Annotated in this window: 15 protein-coding genes; 4 read left to right on the forward strand and 11 right to left on the reverse strand. The window is 64.9% G+C overall.

All coding sequences use genetic code 11. The features are described 5' to 3' along the window. From SCA01S_RS21010 to SCA01S_RS21030, 5 genes are all read right to left on the reverse strand, one after another. Nucleotides 1-472: cytochrome ubiquinol oxidase subunit I (locus tag SCA01S_RS21010; RefSeq protein WP_174544821.1), on the reverse strand; the 472-nt coding region annotated here is incomplete at its 3' end. Between the two features lie 593 nt (nt 473-1,065). Further along, nucleotides 1,066-1,398 carry an ArsR/SmtB family transcription factor gene (locus tag SCA01S_RS21015; RefSeq protein ID WP_062788729.1) on the reverse strand — a complete coding sequence of 111 codons (333 nt, stop codon included), beginning with the start codon at nt 1,396-1,398 and terminating at the stop codon, nt 1,066-1,068. Further along, a complete protein-coding gene (locus SCA01S_RS21020; RefSeq protein WP_062788731.1) occupies nt 1,395-4,595 on the reverse strand; it encodes an efflux RND transporter permease subunit in 3,201 nt (1,066 codons plus the stop codon). The genes SCA01S_RS21015 and SCA01S_RS21020 overlap by 4 nt, the downstream gene beginning before the upstream one ends. Next, nucleotides 4,592-5,488 carry an efflux RND transporter periplasmic adaptor subunit gene (locus SCA01S_RS21025; RefSeq protein ID WP_245652859.1) on the reverse strand — a complete coding sequence of 299 codons (897 nt, stop codon included), beginning with the start codon at nt 5,486-5,488 and terminating at the stop codon, nt 4,592-4,594. The genes SCA01S_RS21020 and SCA01S_RS21025 overlap by 4 nt, the downstream gene beginning before the upstream one ends. 200 nt (nt 5,489-5,688) lie before the next feature. Further along, a complete protein-coding gene (locus SCA01S_RS21030; protein ID WP_022677830.1) occupies nt 5,689-6,027 on the reverse strand; it encodes a rhodanese-like domain-containing protein in 339 nt (112 codons plus the stop codon). A 157-nt stretch (nt 6,028-6,184) separates the two neighbouring features. Here SCA01S_RS21030 and SCA01S_RS21035 point away from each other — a divergent pair, with 157 nt between their 5' ends. Genes SCA01S_RS21035 through SCA01S_RS21050 form a run of 4 tightly spaced genes read left to right on the forward strand, consistent with a single transcriptional unit; the run spans nt 6,185 to nt 9,342 of the window. Beyond that, nucleotides 6,185-7,495 carry an NAD(P)/FAD-dependent oxidoreductase gene (locus SCA01S_RS21035; protein ID WP_062788734.1) on the forward strand — a complete coding sequence of 437 codons (1,311 nt, stop codon included), beginning with the start codon at nt 6,185-6,187 and terminating at the stop codon, nt 7,493-7,495. Next, nucleotides 7,495-7,698, forward strand: coding sequence for a YgaP family membrane protein (locus SCA01S_RS21040; protein WP_062788736.1), 204 nt, complete (start codon nt 7,495-7,497; stop codon nt 7,696-7,698). The genes SCA01S_RS21035 and SCA01S_RS21040 overlap by 1 nt, the downstream gene beginning before the upstream one ends. An 11-nt stretch (nt 7,699-7,709) precedes the next feature. Continuing rightward, complete coding sequence (locus SCA01S_RS21045; RefSeq protein ID WP_062788737.1) at nt 7,710-8,969, forward strand: TolC family protein; 1,260 nt, start codon at nt 7,710-7,712, stop codon at nt 8,967-8,969. 13 nt (nt 8,970-8,982) lie between these two features. Then, nucleotides 8,983-9,342, forward strand: coding sequence for a carboxymuconolactone decarboxylase family protein (locus tag SCA01S_RS21050; RefSeq protein WP_054132106.1), 360 nt, complete (start codon nt 8,983-8,985; stop codon nt 9,340-9,342). 241 nt (nt 9,343-9,583) lie between these two features. Here SCA01S_RS21050 and SCA01S_RS21055 read toward each other — a convergent pair whose 3' ends face one another. The 6 genes from SCA01S_RS21055 to bufB form a co-directional block, all read right to left on the reverse strand. Further along, a complete protein-coding gene (locus SCA01S_RS21055) occupies nt 9,584-10,792 on the reverse strand; it encodes an Aq_097 family APC-type transporter (protein WP_062788739.1) in 1,209 nt (402 codons plus the stop codon). Continuing rightward, complete coding sequence (locus SCA01S_RS21060) at nt 10,789-12,201, reverse strand: DUF2254 domain-containing protein (RefSeq protein WP_084391171.1); 1,413 nt, start codon at nt 12,199-12,201, stop codon at nt 10,789-10,791. Before SCA01S_RS21060 ends, SCA01S_RS21055 begins: the two co-directional genes overlap by 4 nt. Further along, entirely contained in the window at nt 12,198-13,475 is a 1,278-nt protein-coding gene (locus tag SCA01S_RS21065; protein WP_062788741.1) for a cation:proton antiporter, read from the reverse strand. Before SCA01S_RS21065 ends, SCA01S_RS21060 begins: the two co-directional genes overlap by 4 nt. Then, nucleotides 13,472-15,037, reverse strand: coding sequence for a DUF389 domain-containing protein (locus SCA01S_RS21070; RefSeq protein ID WP_062788742.1), 1,566 nt, complete (start codon nt 15,035-15,037; stop codon nt 13,472-13,474). The genes SCA01S_RS21065 and SCA01S_RS21070 overlap by 4 nt, the downstream gene beginning before the upstream one ends. A gap of 331 nt (nt 15,038-15,368) precedes the next feature. Beyond that, a complete protein-coding gene (locus SCA01S_RS21075) occupies nt 15,369-16,121 on the reverse strand; it encodes an HvfC/BufC N-terminal domain-containing protein (RefSeq protein ID WP_062788744.1) in 753 nt (250 codons plus the stop codon). After that, on the reverse strand, nt 16,118-16,912 hold a 795-nt coding region (gene bufB, locus SCA01S_RS21080; RefSeq protein WP_062788745.1), incomplete at its 5' end, for an MNIO family bufferin maturase. The genes SCA01S_RS21075 and bufB, both read right to left, overlap by 4 nt.

The raw sequence follows: 16,912 nt of genomic DNA on the forward strand, positions 1-16,912 counted from the left end.
CGCCAACCGGGTTCTGCATCCAGCCATTGGCGATCAGGATCCACAGCGCCGAAAGATTGGTGCCCAGCGCGACCAGAAAGGTGACCATCAAGTGCTGTACCCGGCCCAGGCGATCCCAGCCGAAGAACATCACGCCGACCATGGTCGCTTCGAGGAAGAAGGCCATCAGCCCTTCAATCGCCAGCGGGGCACCGAAAATATCCCCAACGTAGTGAGCGTAATAGGCCCAGTTGGTGCCGAACTCGAACTCCATGGTCAGGCCCGTTGCCACGCCCAACACGAAGTTGATGCCAAACAGCTTGCCCCAGAACCGCGTGATCACCCGCCAGATTGGGCGCTTGGTGATCACATAGATGCTCTCCATGATGACCAGCATGAAAGAGAGGCCGAGCGTCAAAGGCACGAAAAGAAAATGGTACATGGCTGTCAGTGCAAACTGCAGCCGGGATAACTCAACAACCGCCATATCCATCGGACATGCCCCCCTTGGTAAGGCTGCGCATTCCGCACAACACCGGCAATGGCAGGCGACACACACGCGTAGACTCGCTTGCTAATTGCAGATATTTCTAAATTTATTGATTTGTAATATGGTCAAGTCCCTTTCCCTCGCTCGCTCCGTCCAGGGCGCCCGCTACGGCGAGCGGATGCTGGGCCACCGCGCCGCGCCGTTTGCGCGGGCTGATCTGCGCATGGAGCTATTGGCCCACATCGCTAAGCCGACACTGGCGGGGCCACTGCCTTTGCGCCGCGGCGAGATGGCTGCCTGCTTTGGCCGCGATGTCGATCTGCTGGAAGCGTCCCGGATGGATTGCATCAATGGCTGGGCGGCGATGGGCGCAGCTGTCTCGCGGGCAAAGACGGCGTGTAGCCTTTGCGCGGGCCTTGCTGGCCGGGCACCCATGGCTGGTGCTGCATCAACCGAGCGCAGTACTGGACGCCGCAATCGAAAGCCGCCTTGTGCAAAGGCTTGGCGCGTAGCTGGAGGAGACAGGGACGGGGCTGATCTTGATCAGCCACCGCCTAGCCTTGGCCAATCAGACGATCAGTCTTTAACCGAAACCTTCAGCAGGCCTTGGCGTGCATACCAACAGCGCCCGCATCGCATAGCGCGCACATGGCGTGGATCACACCCGAAACGACGGGATCGCTCAGGCTGTACCAGCGTACCTGCGCGTCGATGCGCACGTTCACCGCACCTTCGGCGCGCAACATGGCCAGGTGCTGCGAAACGGCGGACTGCGAAAGGCCCGTCATCGCCACCAGCTCGCTCACGCTGACCTCACCTTCGTCCATGCGGCACAGCATCAACAGGCGCTCGGGATGACTCATGAGCTTGAGCCGCGCCGCCATATGCGTAGCGTTCGATTTCAATTCGGAAAGGTCAGTGAGCTTCATAGTGCCCCTCCAGATAAGGCAATCCCGTCATCCCGCAAGACCACGTAGATGGCGGGAATGACCAGAAGGGTGAGCAACGTGGAGGAAGCCAGCCCGAACAGCAGAGAAATGGCCAGCCCCTGAAAGATCGGATCGGTGAGGATCACACTTGCGCCGATCATGGCGGCAGCGGCGGTCAGCGCGATGGGTTTGACGCGAATACGCCCGGCCTCGATCAACACATCGCGCAGCGATTTGCCGGGCGTGGCGGTATGGCGGATGAAATCGACCAACAGGATCGAGTTGCGCACGATGATCCCGGCCAGCGCGATGAAGCCAATCATGCTGGTGGCGGTAAACGGCGCGCCAAACAGCATATGGCCCAAGACAATGCCGATCAGCGTCAGCGGCACGGGCGTGAGAATCACCAGCGGCAGTTTGAAGCTGCCAAACTGCCCCACCACCAGCACATAGATCGCCAGCAGCGCCACCATGAAGGCTCCGCCCATGTCGCGGAAGGTGACCCAGGTGATCTCCCATTCGCCATCCCACAGGATCGATGTGTGGCTTTCGTCGTCGGGCTGGCCGTGCATCAGGATAGTCGGTTTCGTTAGCCCATGGCCCACCCAGTCATAGGCCTCCACTGCCTTGTCCACCGCCAGCAGGCCATAGATCGGTGCCTCGTAGCGGCCCGCCATGTCGGCCATCACCATGGTGGCGCCCCGCCCGTCGCGGCGGAAGATCGCCTGCCCGCCAGATTGGGCCTTGGCATCAACCAGTTCACCAAGGCTGAGCAGCTGCCCCGCGGGCGTGGCCGCCACAGGCGTCGCCGCCAGCGCGCCCGACCAACTCCGCTGCGATTGATCGAGGCCGATCTCCACCGGCAGAGGTTCACGATCGGCGCCGCGCGGCACGTAGGCGAGCGTTTGCCGCCCCATCAGCGCACCGATGCTGTCGAGCACCTGGCTCTCTGCCAAGCCATAGTGATCCAGCTTGTCGCGATCAGGCACCAGTCGCAGCGTTGGACGGGCCACGCCGAACGAGTTGTCGGTATCGACGATGAAGGGCACGGACTTGAAAATCTGTTCGAGCACCAGCGCGGTTTTCTGCCGTGTCGCCTCGTCAGGTCCGTAGACTTCTGCCAGCAAGGTCGCCAGCACCGGCGGCCCCGGCGGCGTTTCCACCACCTTGATCACGCCACCGGCAGGCAGTGCCAGCGCCCGCAACCGTTCACGCAGATCAACGGCAATGGCATGGCTCGACCGGCTGCGATCGCCTTTAGCGGCGAGGCTGACCATGACATCGCCCTGATTGGGCTGGCTGCGCAGGAAATAATGGCGCACGAGGCCATTGAAGTTGAACGGCGCCGCCGTACCTGCATAGGCTTCCATCGCGCTCACTTCGGGGATCTGGCGCGCAATGGCGCTGGCCTGCTCCAGAATGCGCGAGGTTTCCTCCAGCGAAGTGCCTTCGGGCATATCAGCCACCAGTTGCACTTCGCTCTTGTTGTCGAAGGGCAAGAGCTTGACCGTCACGGCCTTGAAATAGAACATCGAGCAGGCCACCAAAGTGGCAACGCCAACGCCGATCAGAAAGCGCTTGGCGCTGGCCCGCGTGGCGATCACGCGCTTGGCATAGCGGGCATAGAGCGCGCCGAGCTTGCCGCCATCCTCGCCCGCATGGCCATGGGCGAGCGCACCCCGCGCAAAGCGGATCATCAGCCAGGGCGCGATCACCACCGCAACAAAGAAGCTGAACACCATCGCCGCCGAGGCATTGATCGGGATCGGCGCCATGTAAGGCCCCATCAACCCCGAAACGAACAGCATCGGCAGCAAGGCGGCCACCACCGTCAAGGTCGCGATAATCGTGGGATTGCCCACCTCGGCCACGGCCTCGATAGCGGCCTGCTGGCGACTGCGACCATCGTTCATGCCCCAGTGCCGGGCGATGTTCTCGATCATCACGATGGCGTCATCGACCAGAATGCCGATCGAAAAGATGAGCGCGAACAGCGATACGCGATTGATCGAGAAGCCCATGATCCGCGAGGCGAACATGGTGAGCATGATGGTGGTGGGAATGACAATCGCCGTCACCCCCGCCTCGCGCCAACCGATGGCGAAGCCGATCAGGATGACGATGGACACTGTCGCCAAAGCCAGATGGAAGATCAGTTCATTGGCCTTGTCATTCGCCGTTTCGCCATAGTCGCGCGTGACATTGACCGAAACGCTGGCCGGGATCAGCCCGCCCTTCAACGCCTCGACCCGCGCCACTACACCTTGAGAAACAGTGACGGCATTGGCCCCGTTGCGCTTGGCAATGGCGATGGAGACAGCAGGCGCTTGTCGCCATCCGCTGCCATCCTTGCTCCAGCGCCAGCTGCGCGCCTGATCCTGCGCGCCGCCTTGCTCAACCTGTGCAACATCGCCCAGAAGCACCGGCGCGCCGCTTGCAGAGCGCACTGTCAGCCGGCGCACCTCATCCACACTGGCGAAAGGCGCGCCTGCGCTCACGGCCAGCGCTGCCCCACCCTCGCGGACCGAGCCGGCGGGGAAGCTGCGGCCACCCTGACGGATGACATCAATGACGCTAGAGAGCGGCACACGCGCCGCCGCCAGCCTTGCCGGATCGGGGACAACGCGGATCGCCTCGCGCTGTCCCCCGGTGATGAAGGTCAAGCCCACATCGTCCACCTTGGCCACTTCCGTGCGCAGCTTGCTAGCCAGCGTGTAAAGGCTGCGTTCGTCCCAGCCCGGTCCTTTGGGGGTGAGCGTCAAGACCACGATGGGCACGTCGCTGATGCCGCGCACGGTGATCTGCGGGGGCTGGACGCCGGCAGGGATCTTGTCGATGTTCGCCTTGATCTTCTCGTCCACACGGGTGGCGGCCGCTTCAGGGTCTTGGCCCACATTGAACCGGGCCGTCACCATCACGCCATTGTCTTGCGCCTGGGTGTAGACATGCTCGACGCCGTCGATGCTCTTGACGATCTGCTCGAGCGGCTTGCCTGCCAGTTCCACGCTGTCCGCCGCCGAAAGACCGGGCGCGGCAACGCGAATGTCGACCATCGGCACCTTGATCTGCGGCTCTTCCTCGCGCGGAATGGTAATCGTGGCGATCAGCCCGACAAGGATCGCCGCCAGCAGGAACAGTGGCGTCAGGGGCGAGGCAATGGTGGCACGCGTGATGCGCCCGGAAATGCCCAGATTCATGAGGCGCCTCCCACGAGCACGTCGCCGGCATTGACGCCCGAGAGGATTTCGACACTCTTGGCATCTGCGGCGGGCGATGTCTGCACGGGCACTTGCATTACCCCGCCAGATTTTGTCGCAACCTGCACATAGTCGAGGCCGTAGCGCGTGACGATGAAAGCGCGGGGCACGATGATCCCGCGATGGAATCCAGCCGCCAACTGCGCCGCCATGCGCCGCCCGATCAGGCTCGAATCCAGCCCGGCCATGGCGACATCCGCACTGACCTGCCCAGCGGTTACCGCCGGATAGATGCGCGTCACGCTGCCCTCGCCGCTCATCCCATCGACGCGCACCCGCGCGCCCGGTTTCACCTTGGCCGCCAGACCTTCTGGCAGATCGAGCCGCAGCACCACCGGGCCGGAGGTGACCACCGCCACCACCATCCCTGGCACCACCGGCGATCCGGCCGGCACATCCGCGCGCAACACGCGGCCGTTGGCTGGCGCGACCACCGCACCATTGCCCGCCATCGCGCGAATGCTGGCCTGCTGGGCATGGGCGGCCCGTGTCTGGGCCGCGGCGGCGCTGGCGCCTGCCTCGGCCTGCTCCAGACGCGCCTTGGCATAGACGCCATTGGCGGCCAGGAACTTGACGCGATCCAGCTCGGCCTTGGCCTGTGCGGCCTGCGCCTGTGCGGCGGCAGCTTGGGCGCCATAAGCGGCGGATTGATAGGTGAGCTGACTGTCGGCAATCCGGCCGATGACCTGGCCCTGCCGCACCATATCGCCGGCGCGCACAGACAGGCTGGTCAGCAGGCCAGGAATGCGCGCCAGCACTTGCGCCTGGTCCTGGCTGGTCACCTCGGCAGACACGCTTTGCCAGTCGGGCGTATCGCTGGCAGTTACGGTCAAGCGTGGCCCGTTCGCCGACACTCCCGCGTCAGGCACAGGTTTGTCCTGCCCACAGCCCTGAAGTGTTGCCGCCATGAGCGCAACACCCAAGGCCCCGACCGTCAAACCCCGGCCCTGCATGCCTTTCACCCACCAGTGGCATCTAACCATTGTCATCTCCCGTACCCACGCCCGATGCGCCCGATCCTGCGCGCCTGCACTCAGCGCTCGACCGGCAATCCAGCCTTGGCCCAGGCGCCAAAACCGCCAGCCAGATGGGTGTCGACACTGGCTTGCGCAGCCGCGCATTTGTCGAGCGCCATGCCCGACCGCTTGCCACCGAGGCAGGTCAGGACAAGTTGCCTGGCCCCGGGAGCGGGCAGCTTGCTGGGCTGAAAAGTGGACAGCGGCATGTTGATCGAGCCGGGAATGTGCCCGCTCGCGAATTCGTCCACCTCGCGCACATCGACGACGAGAACCTGATTCGCGGCAACCATGCCCGCCAGTTCCTGCGGCCCAACCTCCCGGTGTTTTGCCGACTTTCCAAAGCCAAAGACCATGATTCGCTCTCCCATTCCGCAGCGTATGAAGACGCGTAAAAAACACCACTTGCTTATATTGCTTAATAATCATATTAGTCAAGTGCGATTGAAGCGGATGCCGAGTCCCCATCGGTCAGAAAGCCAAGGGGCCGCATATCTCTGGGAGAGCTGATCCATGTCCAAGCCTGCAAACGCATTGCCCCGCATCCTTGTGCTGGGCGCTGGTCTCGGCGGTACCATCGCCGCCTACGAGATCCGAGATGCTACCAAAGGCCGCGCAGAGGTGTCCGTGGTGTCGGACAGTGACGATTACTGGTTCGTGCCGAGCAACCCATGGGTGGCGGTGCGGTGGCGCGAGACCGACGCGATCCGCGTGTCGCTGCCGCCGGTCATGGCCAAGAAGGGCATCACTTTTACCAGCGTTGGTGCCGCCCGCGTCCATCCAGCCGAAAACCGCGTGGAACTGCGCGACGGCACCAGCATGTCTTATGACTATCTGGTGATCGCCACGGGGCCTGAACTGGCATTTGATGAGATTCCCGGCTTTGGCCCCGATGGCCACACGGTTTCGGTCTGCCGGACCGACCATGCGGCACATGCCGCCGACGTGTTTGACGAATTCTGCAAAAACCCAAAGCCGATCGTGGTGGGCGCGGCGCAAGGCGCTTCATGTTTCGGTCCGGCCTACGAATTCGCGCTCATCCTCGATACCGAGCTACGCCGTCGCAAAATCCGCGACCAGGTGCCGATGACTTTCGTCACCAGCGAGCCCTATATCGGCCACCTCGGCCTCGACGGCGTGGGTGACACCAAGGGCCTGCTGGAAAGCCAGTTGCGCGAGCGGCACATCAAGTGGGTGACCAACGCCCGCGTCACCAGCTTCGATGACGGCATGGCCCATGTCGAGGAAGTGGGTGAGGATGGCGCCGTCAAGAAGGTGCATGATCTACCGTTCGGCTTCTCGATGCTGCTGCCCGCCTTCCGCGGCATCAAGGCCGTGTATGGCATCGAAGGGCTGACCAATCCGCGCGGGTTCATCCTGGCCGACAAGCACCAGCGCAACCCCAATTTCAAGAACGTCTACTCGCTGGGCGTTTGCGTGGCGATTCCGCCGCTGGGACCGACGCCGGTTCCTGTGGGCGTGCCCAAGACCGGCTTCATGATCGAGAGCATGGTGACGGCCGTGGCCCACAATATCGCCGCCGAACTTGATGGGCGTGAGCCGAATGAAGTGCCGAGCTGGAACGCGGTGTGCCTTGCCGATTTCGGCGACGGAGGCGTTGCCTTTGTGGCCCAGCCCCAGATCCCGCCGCGTAACGTCAATTGGTCGTCTCATGGCAAATGGGTTCACCTCGCCAAGGTCGGCTTTGAAAAATACTTCCTCAAGAAGGTCCGCTCGGGCGTCAGCGAGCCCTTCTATGAAAAGCTCGCGCTGCAAATGCTGGGTATCAACAAGCTGAAAGAAACCACCAAGGAGGATGTGTGATGAGCCTTGATTCCGCTGTGATGCGCTTTGCCGGGGCAGTTGTTTTGGGCAGCGCCTTGGCCGCCCAGTTCGTGAACCCTGCATGGATTTACCTCACCATGTTTGCCGGGGCCAACATGGTCCAAGCCAGTGTGACGGGCTTTTGTCCCGCCGCCATCCTGTTCCGCGCGCTGGGCGTAAAGCCGGGCTGCGCGTTCAAATAAGGGCCGATGCCATGCGTCATCTGATCATGCTGTTGCCCTTGTTGGTGGCCTCGCCCGCCTTTGCCGAAGGGCAGGATCTGAATGCCACCATCGCCGATGCCTTGGCGCACGCTCCTGTCCTGGCCGAGGCCCAGGCGGGAGAAGCGCAGGCACAAGCAAGGCTCGACGGCGCCAAGGCACAGGGCAACCCGATGCTCAGCGTCGAAGGACAGATTGGCGCCGGGCGCATCGACAATGGTGGCTTCTTTGGCTTTACCGCCAGCAATGTCACGCCGCTGGCAGTGCGAGCAGGCGCGGAAATGCCACTGTATGCCGGCGGGCGGGTGACTGCGGCGGTGGACCAGGCGCGTGGGGGGCAGGCGATCGCCACGCTGGCGCTGGCCGATGCAAGGTCGCGGGTGATCGTGGGCGCGGTGGCTGCGCATGCTGAGGTATTGGCAGCGCGCCGGATCGAGACACGCTTTCAGCAAATGGCCACCGAACTGGCCGAAGTCGAGCGGCAAGCCCGCTTGCGATTTCAAGCCGGCGAAATCCCCGCCTCGGATCTTGCCGCTGCCACCGCCCGCCGGGCCGAGGGCGAAGCTGGCCTAGCTGCCGCGCAGGGCCGCCGCGTGACCGCAGAGGCCCAATATGTCCGCCTGACCGGCCATGAAGCGGGCGCGCTCGCCCCCTTGCCAGCGCTGCCCGCCACCCCGCCCAGCCTGGACGAGGCGCTCGACAATGCCCATCACGCCAATCCCGTCCTCGCACAGGCCGAAAAAGGCATCGACGTCGCCCGAGCCGGGTTACGCGGCGCAAAGGCGGAAAGCCTGCCCACCATTGGCGCCTTTGCCGAGGCGACCCGCACTCGCGACCAATTCTTCCCAGATTACCGCGCAGATGCGATGGCAGTGGGTATCCGTGGCCGCTGGACCTTGTTTGCCGGTGGTCGCACCACCGCCAAAATCCACGAGGCCGACGCCACGCTCGACGCCAGCGAAGCGCGCGCGCGCGAGGCCCGGGAACAAATCGACGCTGCGGTCATCGCCGCCTGGACCGGCCTTCAGACCGCGCGCCGCGTGGTCGACGCCAGCGCGGCCCGTTCCGCCGCGACCGCCGAAGCTTTGCGCAGCGTTCAACTGGAAGCCAAGGTCGGCGCCAAGCCCACTCTGGCCGTTCTCGACGCCGAGCGCGAGGCCACCGCAGCTGATGCGGCCGCCATCGAGGCGGAGGGCCAGCGCATGGTTGCCGCCTGGCAATTGAATGCTCTGGCTGGACAGATCAATCCTTGAAAGGAGGAACGTCATGCACAAGGACTGGCCGCAGATGGCCAAGGAACTGTCGGGCGCGATCAAGCAAGTTCGTCTTGGCGCACCGGATGTCATGAAGAATTTCTCTGCAATGGCCAGCGCCGCCACGGCCAATGGTGCATTGGACAGCAAGACCAAGGAGCTGATCGCGCTGGGCATTGCGGTCGCGATCCGCTGCGATGGGTGCGTGGCCTTTCACGCGCAGGCCGCCGTCCGGCACGGTGCTTCCCGCGAAGAGGTGATGGATGCCATGGGCCTCGCCATCTACATGGGCGCTGGTCCCAGCCTGATGTATGCCGCTCAAGCGGTGGAGGCCTACGATCAATTTGCCGCAGATCAGGCGCCGAGCGCCTGATCGCAGCGCCCGCCCTATTCATGCAAAATCCATATAGATCGCGAGGCCCATGGCATCCTTGTTTTGAAGAGGTTGATTGGGTTTCAACCCTTCGCTGGAGCGCTTCGCTGGGTCTTCATTTCAAAGCGCTGCGGAAATGCCAACGGTTATCGTCACGAGGCTGGGCATGGCCTTGGCGGCATCGGCAATCGCGCGCTTGGGGTGGCACCGCGCAGGGAGACGGCAGCCCCGTGGCAGCCCCTCACCCTTCCGCCGGTGCGCCGACCGCCGCTGCGACCAGGCAGACCAGACCGATGGCGCCAAAGCCGATCCGCTGCGCCGCTGTTCCCACGCCATTCCTGATCGAAACGATCAGCGCCAGTACGCATTGCAGCGCATAGAACAAGGCAAAGGCGCGCGATGACAGCGCGACCACCTCGAATGGGTCGGTCAGCCAGACGATGACGATCGCCAGCGCGCCAGCCAGCAGGAACGCGAGCGGCACGCTGATCTTGCGCCGTGACACCTCGTTGATCAGGCCACCCGAGCCGATAGAATCTGCCACCGCCGCACTCAACTGGCTGGCAACCGCGCCGATGAGCACGAACACGCCGAGCGCCGGGGCGATCAGTTCCATGATATCGAGAATGCCGGCGACCCCCTGGGTGGCCGCAGCGCGCGACAGAAACGGCGTGAGCAGCGCGATGAATGCGAGGTAGATCGCCGAGGAAATCCACTGCGCATGCCGCATCGTGCGGACCCGCAATGCCGCCGGATAGGCATGGCCGAGATAGCGCGAGGTCTCGAAGCCCTGCACCGTGATCAGCAAGCCGAGCAGCATCGGCACGCTGGCGAACGACAGCCGCGCGGGCGGCAATGCCGCTTGCATCCCGCCGATCCCCCACGCCAGCGCCAGCGCCACGAGCAGGCCGGCGATGATCCCGATCTTGAGCGAGACCGTACCGTGGGCCAGATGTTCTACCTTGCGCAGGCTGCCCCCCAGGGCCAGCAGCGTCATCAGCACGATCAGCACGGTTACGATGATATTGGCGGCAAGGGGCTGAAGCGCCGGCGCAATGGCGATCGGCTTGAGCGAGAATTCCGCCAGCAGCTTGAGGTAATAGGCCACCGACACCGCATAGGCGAGTGCCAGCACGCCCTGCGTCAGCCGTGCCAGCCAGGCGACGGGATCGTTGAAGCCGGCCCTGGCAAGATAGGGTTCGACATGGACGATGTTGAACCGGATCACCGCGCCCGCCGCATAGGCAATGGCCAGCAGAACGGCCATGGCACCGAGCGCCGCGCTGCCGAACTCGCGCGCAAGCAGCGGTCCGCAGATGAGAAAGCCCGATCCGATGATCGACGCCAAGGGCGTGACCGTCGCGCGCCAGGTATCGCTGCGCGCAAACCGGCCGAAGGTCAGCGCCAGGGTGACGACAAGCGCCACGATCAGGGCAACGGCAACAATCATATGATCCCTTCCATTCGGTCTGCATCGCCGGCGCGGCTGTCTTGCGCGCCAGCATGGACCAAGGCGTTCAGCACACTGTCGGCGCGCGCCACCACGGCATCGCGACATGCGCCATCCAGCGCCTTGGCGGCTAGCGCGCGAAAGGCGCGGGCCTGTCTGGCCAGCGTTGCGATGAGTGCAGGATCATCGCAGTTGCGGGCAACATCGCCCAGTGCATCGAGATAGTGCTTTCCGGCGATCATGTCGGCGCTGGCATACTGGGCAAGGGCGCCAAACGCGCGGTCGACAAAACCCTCGAACGTTACGGGCTGCGCGACCAGCCGCAGGCTTCCCTCCGCATCCACGCGCTGGCACGGCGGCAGGCGCCGTCGCGCCAGTGTGGCCAGCGCCGCGCCAAGCCAGTCGAGGCAACTGCTGGCCGTGAATGGATCGTTGACACCCGGCGACAAGGCGCGCGCGGCAATCTCCACCAGTTCATCGATCAGGAACCGCAGGTCTTGCAGCGCGCTGCGCCGCGAACCAAGCGCGACAGCATGGCGCAGGGCTGTGGCCGCCTGCTCGGTGCAGGCATCGGCCGGCCAGGCCGTCATCAAGACGCTGTGCTTGTGCACGAAATCACCCGGCTGGCGATGCAGACGGACGACCATGTCGTGCTCCTTGGCCACGGCGATGACGGTGCTTTCGTCGATGAGCTGGATATAGCCCATGCCTTGGCACGCGATCGTGGCGGGTCGGTCCGGGCCGACAACGGGCCTCTCGGCCAACAAGGCAGCGGGCACCGGCATGGCGCTGGCGGAAGTGGCAGACGGGGGCTCGTCCCGAGCCGGAAAGCGCGCCTCGATATCATCGACCAACCGCCCGCCGATCTGTTCGATCACGCTGTTGATGTGGATCTGCATCGGCACATGGTGGATGAAGTAGATCAGCACGGCGATCGAACACAGCACCAGGACCAGGGCGATCAACAGCGCCAGTTGCGGCACGAACGCCGCGACCGCCGATCCGCCCTCCCCCGCCGAGTGGATCGTGCGCAGCACCACCAGCGAATAGACGAACGTGGCGATGAAGGTGCCGAGGGTAACCTGGTTGCCCCGATCCGACATGAAGTTGCTGAGCAGACGCGGGCCATATTGCCCCGAGGCATAGACCACCGCCGCGATGGTGACCGAGAAGGTCGTCCCGGCAACGCCGATCATCGAACCGCCGATCGCCGACAGCAGGCTGCGCGCGCCATCGGGCCGGGCCGTGTCGAGCCCGGGCAGTCCGGTCGTCCATGTCGTCGATCCGGCATGGCTGTCGATCATCACCGTGGTCAAGGCCAGCAGCAGCGCGGCCAGGGCCATGATCGTGGGGACGAACCAATAGCTTTCGCGCAGGGTGTTCGACAGCCGCAGCAGCCGCGCCTTCATGCCGGCGCTCCTTCATCCCTCGCGGTCAGGCGCTGCAACACGCCCTTGATCGTGCCGCCCTGCCCGATGACCGAGAACAGAACGACCAGGTAGGTCGCTGCCAGGATGATCGGGCGCGCCGGGCCATCGGGCAGCCCCAGCGCCAGGGCGATGGATATACCACCGCGCAGCCCGCCCCAGATCAGCGTAACGGGGGCCACCAGACCATAGCGATGCCCCGGCCGGATCGCGCACAGTGGCAGAAGCACCGAGATCGAGCGCGCCAGGAGTGCCAGCGGAATCGCGGCAAGGCCCAGGACCACCAGGCGCAGATCTCCCGGAATGGTCACCACTTCCAGCCCGATCAACAGGAACAGCACGGTGTTGAGGATATCGTCGATCAGATCCCAGAACTTGTGCAGATAATCGCGGGTCGTGTCGCTCATCGCATGGGCCACACCGGCATTGCCGATGATCAGCCCGGCTACGGCCATGGCCACCGGCCCGCTGGCATGGAGCGGCCGCGCAATGGCATAGCCGCCCATCACGACGGCAAGGCTGATCAGCACTTCGACCTTGTAATCGTCGATCGAGCGCATCAGCCGAAACGCGATCCAGCCGATGACCAGCCCGAGCACGACGCCGCCGCCCGCTTCGGTGGCGAACAGGCCGGCGGCATGGCCGAGGGAAAAGGCCTCACCCGACAAGGCCGATACCAGCAGGATGGTAAAGATGACCACGCCCACGCCATCGTTGAACAGGCTTTCCCCCGCCACCGTCGCCTCGAGCGTGGGCGAGACGTTGGCACGCTTGAGCACGCCCATCACCGAGACCGGATCGGTCGGGCTGATCAGCGCGCCGAACACAAAGCACCAGATCGCCGGCAGTTCGAAGCCGATGGCGCGGGCCAGCAGCAGGAAGCCGCCACCAATCAGGGCCGTCGACAGCGCCACACCGATGGTGCTGAGCACGATGATCGGCCAGCGACCGCGCCGCATCTCGTGCCAATCCACATGCAGCGCGCCGGCAAACAGCAGGAACGAGAGCATGCCGTCCATGAGCGTGGTGTGGAAATCGATGCCGGCGATGAACCCGACGATATCCCGCGCGAACGCGGCGCCGGGCACGACGCGGGCTATGCCGACGACGAGCAACGAGGCAATCGCGCCCATGACTGTCAGCCCGATCGAGGCGGGCAATTTGAGGAAGCGATAGTTGCAATAGCCCAGCCCGGCGGCCAGCACGATGAGAATGGCCGCCGCATCGAACGGCGTCAGCGCCACTCCGGCGATCACTGGCCGTCTCCGGTCGACAAGTGGAACCGCTGCCCACCGCCGGGCGCTGGCAGCGCGTTGACGCCTTGCGTCGCCAGCGTTGCTGCGATGGCAAGGGCGCGCCGCTGGGCCAGACTTGGCCGCGCCGGCGTTGTCCCGGCCGGCAGCCCCGGAACGCCCAGCGCGGGCACATTCCACCGCCGCGCCGCCCATGCCGAAGCCAGCACGGCCTCGCGCGCCACCGGGTCCAGCGTGTCGGCATCATTGGCAAAGGCGATCTCGGGCAGCGGGCCTTGCGGTGGCACGATCGCCACGCTCCAGCCATCGGTCTGCGCGGCAGCGCGGGCTTCGAGCACGCGATAGGTAGCAACGGTTGCGCCGGGCAGCGGCACGGCCGCCGCCGTGGCGCGGTGATGATCCCGGTCGATTGTCACGTCATCGGCCGAAACACCGGTGATCAGCGCGATCATCCGCGCGATTCCGGCCAGGCGCTGTGTCTCCAGGTCCGGCTGATCGCCTGCCTGGCGCAGTTCCTCGCGCTGCGCCTCGATCGCGCCGGCCCCCGGTTCGAGCAGGATCTGGTCGATATTGAGGCGAACCGGGCGCCCGAGTTCCTGTTCGATCGCCTTTTGCAGCACCACGGTCTTCTGCGTCTGCCCGCGCGGCGTGATGACCACCGCGCGAATGACGTTGGGTTCGCGATCGAATGCCACGTCGAGCTGGGTCACGCGCGAAGCGCTGCCGAAGCGCTTGTTCAGCAGCGACCGCACTTCCGAGACGATCAGGGCCTCGCGCGCGATGCGGTTGAGCGCCAGGCCGAGCGGCACGGCCATGGCCACAAAAACCAGCAGCAGCAGGATGGTCTGGGTCCAGCTCTGACGGCTGGAAAGCTGGTGGCCAAAGCCGTAATAGCGCGCCATCGCCGTTGCCGAGAGCGCGATGGTGATGAAGTTGGTGACGAACAGCGCCAATGCGCCGCCCAGCACGGGCAGGTTCCACGTTGCCAGGCCATAGCCGACCACGGCAAGCGGCGGCATTAGCGCGGTAGCGATCGCCACCCCCACGATCGTTTCGCCCCGCCCGCGAATGATCGCAAAGCTCCCCGCGAGCGCGGCGAACAGGGCGACGCCCAGATCGAACAGATTGGGGCGCGTGCGGGCCACGATCTCGGCCGTGGGGGCCTGCAAGGGCGAGACCGTGACGATCAGCGCCGTGAATGCCACCGCCGCAACCGCACCGACCGCCAGCGCCAGCAGCGAACGGCGCATTTCGGCAAAATCGAACAGTGCGAGGCTGAACCCGAAGCCCAGGATCGGGCTCATCAGCGGCGAGATCAGCATGGCGCCGATCACCACCGCCGGAGACGAGAGCAGCAACCCCAACATCGCGATCCCGGCCGACATCATCGTCATGAAGGCATAGCGCGGTGACCAGCAGCTTTCCGCGAAGATGCGCGCAACGACCGCCTGGTGATCGACCTGCCCCACGACCCGGCGCCGCCACCAGCGGTAAAGCGCCAGTCGGCTCAGCCGCGCGCCCACCCGCATGCCTGTGTTCCGGGCCGGTTCCGTCAATGCTTCCATGCTTGCTCCGCTGTCTGCGCAAAGGCCCGCCGCCACTCCCGAGGGCCGCAGTGCGGCACCCGCGATCGCTTCAACGCCAATCGGCGGCGGTTGATCCGGTGCCACGGCACCGGTGCGGGCCGCAATCGGGATGCAGAGGCCCCTCGGCAAAGCGCGTGGCAAAGCCGGGCAAGAGCACTGGCAAAGTCATGGGTATGCAACACGGGAAACGTCCGGACACGACTGTTGGCCCGCTGGCGGCCCGACCAGCGCAAAAGCCTGCCCGCACCACGTTCTGGCCAGCGAGCACCCGCCCCCTCTATTGCATCACCTTTCCCGCACCGCAATTATTTCAGGCCAGGGCACCGCCATGCAGCAGGCCATCGGTCGCCCATCGCGCCAGCCAGTGACCGGCGATCCTGACACCTTCTGCCTCACCATGCGCGCAAACCAGATGTTGGCACACCTCGGCAAACGACACGCCGGCCAGCAGCCGCGGGGCGAGTTTGGCCTCCGCCGGGTCCAGCGTGCGAAAGCAGGCGGTGTCCCCTTGCCGCCAGACCAGCACAGCGACGGGGTGCGGCATCCTTTCCGCGCGCGGCACGGTGCCGCCAAGAACCAGCGCGGACCAGATCGCTGGCGCATTCGTGCGCAAGGACACCAGGCGAGTGCTGGGCACGCAGCGGAGCACGGCCTTGTCCCAATCGACCTGCCCCAACGCGGCGCTGGGCAGCGGATCGGCATCGGGGCCGACAAAAGCATCGGCCAGCGCCAGTTCCAGCGCGGCGAGGTCGGCCACTTCGGGATCGTCAGGCCATTGCGCGGCCAGGCTTTGCGGGAACAGGGCGGCATAGTGGTCCAGCGACCAGCTATCGGGCGGGCGATCATCGATGCAGCGGGCGGCGCTGGCCTGGAAGTCTTCAGGCCCCAGCCACTGCACCGTTTGCGGAAAGCTCTCGTGAAGGCAGGCCATCAACGCCGACCGATAATTGTTTTGGTAGACCAGCAATCCGGCTTGGGCCACCGGGCCAAAGCGCGCCGCCGCCCGGTCCGATCCGGTCATCAGCCAGTCGCCGAATTCGGCCTGAAACATAGCCAGCGTCATGCCGCAATCCCGCGCCGTGCCAGGCTCCGGGCCTGGTCGAGTTCGGCCAGCAGGTCAGCCAGCGGCGGGATATTGTCATCGCGCTCGATCATCACCGCGACCGGGCCCAGGCGATTGATGACTTGCGCAAACAGCGTCCATACCGAAGGCGGGACCGGCTGATCATGGGTATCGATCAACAGCGTCTCGCCCTGGCTGTGGCCGGCAAGGTGGATCTGCCGCACCCGGTCCAGCGGCACCCCGGCCAGATAGGTGAGCGGGTCGAAGCCGTGGTTGATCGCCGAAACGTGGATGTTGTTGAGATCGAGCAGCAGGCCGCAGCCGGTCCGCGCGCAGACCCGTTCGAGGAATTCCCACTCGGCCATGTCGGACTGGGCAAAGGCCAAGTAGCTCGACGGATTTTCGATCAGCATCGCACGCCCCAGGCACTCCTGGGCGTGGGCCAGATTGGCGCAGACGATATCGAGCGCTTCGGCGGTATAGGGCAGTGGCAAGAGATCGTGCGCGTTGAAGCCCGGTGTGCGGGACCAGCTCAGGTGGTCTGACACGAACAGCGGCTCGATCTCGTCCACCAGGCTACGCAAACGCGCCAGGTATGCCGCGTCCAGCCCATGGGCCGAGCCAACGGAGAGCGAGACCCCGTGCAGCGCCACTGGATAGCGCGCGCGCACCTGGTGCAGGATGCGCCTTGGCCGCCCGCCTGGAACCATGAAGTTCTCGGATATCACCTCGACAAAATCGACCGGGACGGCCGCTTCCAGAAAGTCGGCATAATGCGGTTTGCGCAGGCC

The organism is Novosphingobium capsulatum NBRC 12533, assembly GCF_001598375.1.
Classification (GTDB): Bacteria; Pseudomonadota; Alphaproteobacteria; order Sphingomonadales; family Sphingomonadaceae; genus Novosphingobium; species Novosphingobium capsulatum.

What these genes read in the sequence shown, in the direction of transcription:
- SCA01S_RS21040 (WP_062788736.1), top strand. Translation starts at nt 7,495, where the DNA reads ATGAGCCTTGATTCCGCTGTGATGCGCTTTGCCGGGGCAGTTGTTTTG.
- SCA01S_RS21015 (WP_062788729.1), bottom strand. Translation starts at nt 1,398, where the DNA reads ATGAAGCTCACTGACCTTTCCGAATTGAAATCGAACGCTACGCATATG.
- SCA01S_RS21070 (WP_062788742.1), bottom strand. Translation starts at nt 15,037, where the DNA reads ATGGAAGCATTGACGGAACCGGCCCGGAACACAGGCATGCGGGTGGGC.
- SCA01S_RS21060 (WP_084391171.1), bottom strand. Translation starts at nt 12,201, where the DNA reads ATGAAGGCGCGGCTGCTGCGGCTGTCGAACACCCTGCGCGAAAGCTAT.
- SCA01S_RS21075 (WP_062788744.1), bottom strand. Translation starts at nt 16,121, where the DNA reads ATGACGCTGGCTATGTTTCAGGCCGAATTCGGCGACTGGCTGATGACC.
- SCA01S_RS21030 (WP_022677830.1), bottom strand. Translation starts at nt 6,027, where the DNA reads ATGGTCTTTGGCTTTGGAAAGTCGGCAAAACACCGGGAGGTTGGGCCG.
- SCA01S_RS21045 (WP_062788737.1), top strand. Translation starts at nt 7,710, where the DNA reads ATGCGTCATCTGATCATGCTGTTGCCCTTGTTGGTGGCCTCGCCCGCC.
- SCA01S_RS21035 (WP_062788734.1), top strand. Translation starts at nt 6,185, where the DNA reads ATGTCCAAGCCTGCAAACGCATTGCCCCGCATCCTTGTGCTGGGCGCT.
- SCA01S_RS21055 (WP_062788739.1), bottom strand. Translation starts at nt 10,792, where the DNA reads ATGATTGTTGCCGTTGCCCTGATCGTGGCGCTTGTCGTCACCCTGGCG.
- SCA01S_RS21050 (WP_054132106.1), top strand. Translation starts at nt 8,983, where the DNA reads ATGCACAAGGACTGGCCGCAGATGGCCAAGGAACTGTCGGGCGCGATC.
- SCA01S_RS21020 (WP_062788731.1), bottom strand. Translation starts at nt 4,595, where the DNA reads ATGAATCTGGGCATTTCCGGGCGCATCACGCGTGCCACCATTGCCTCG.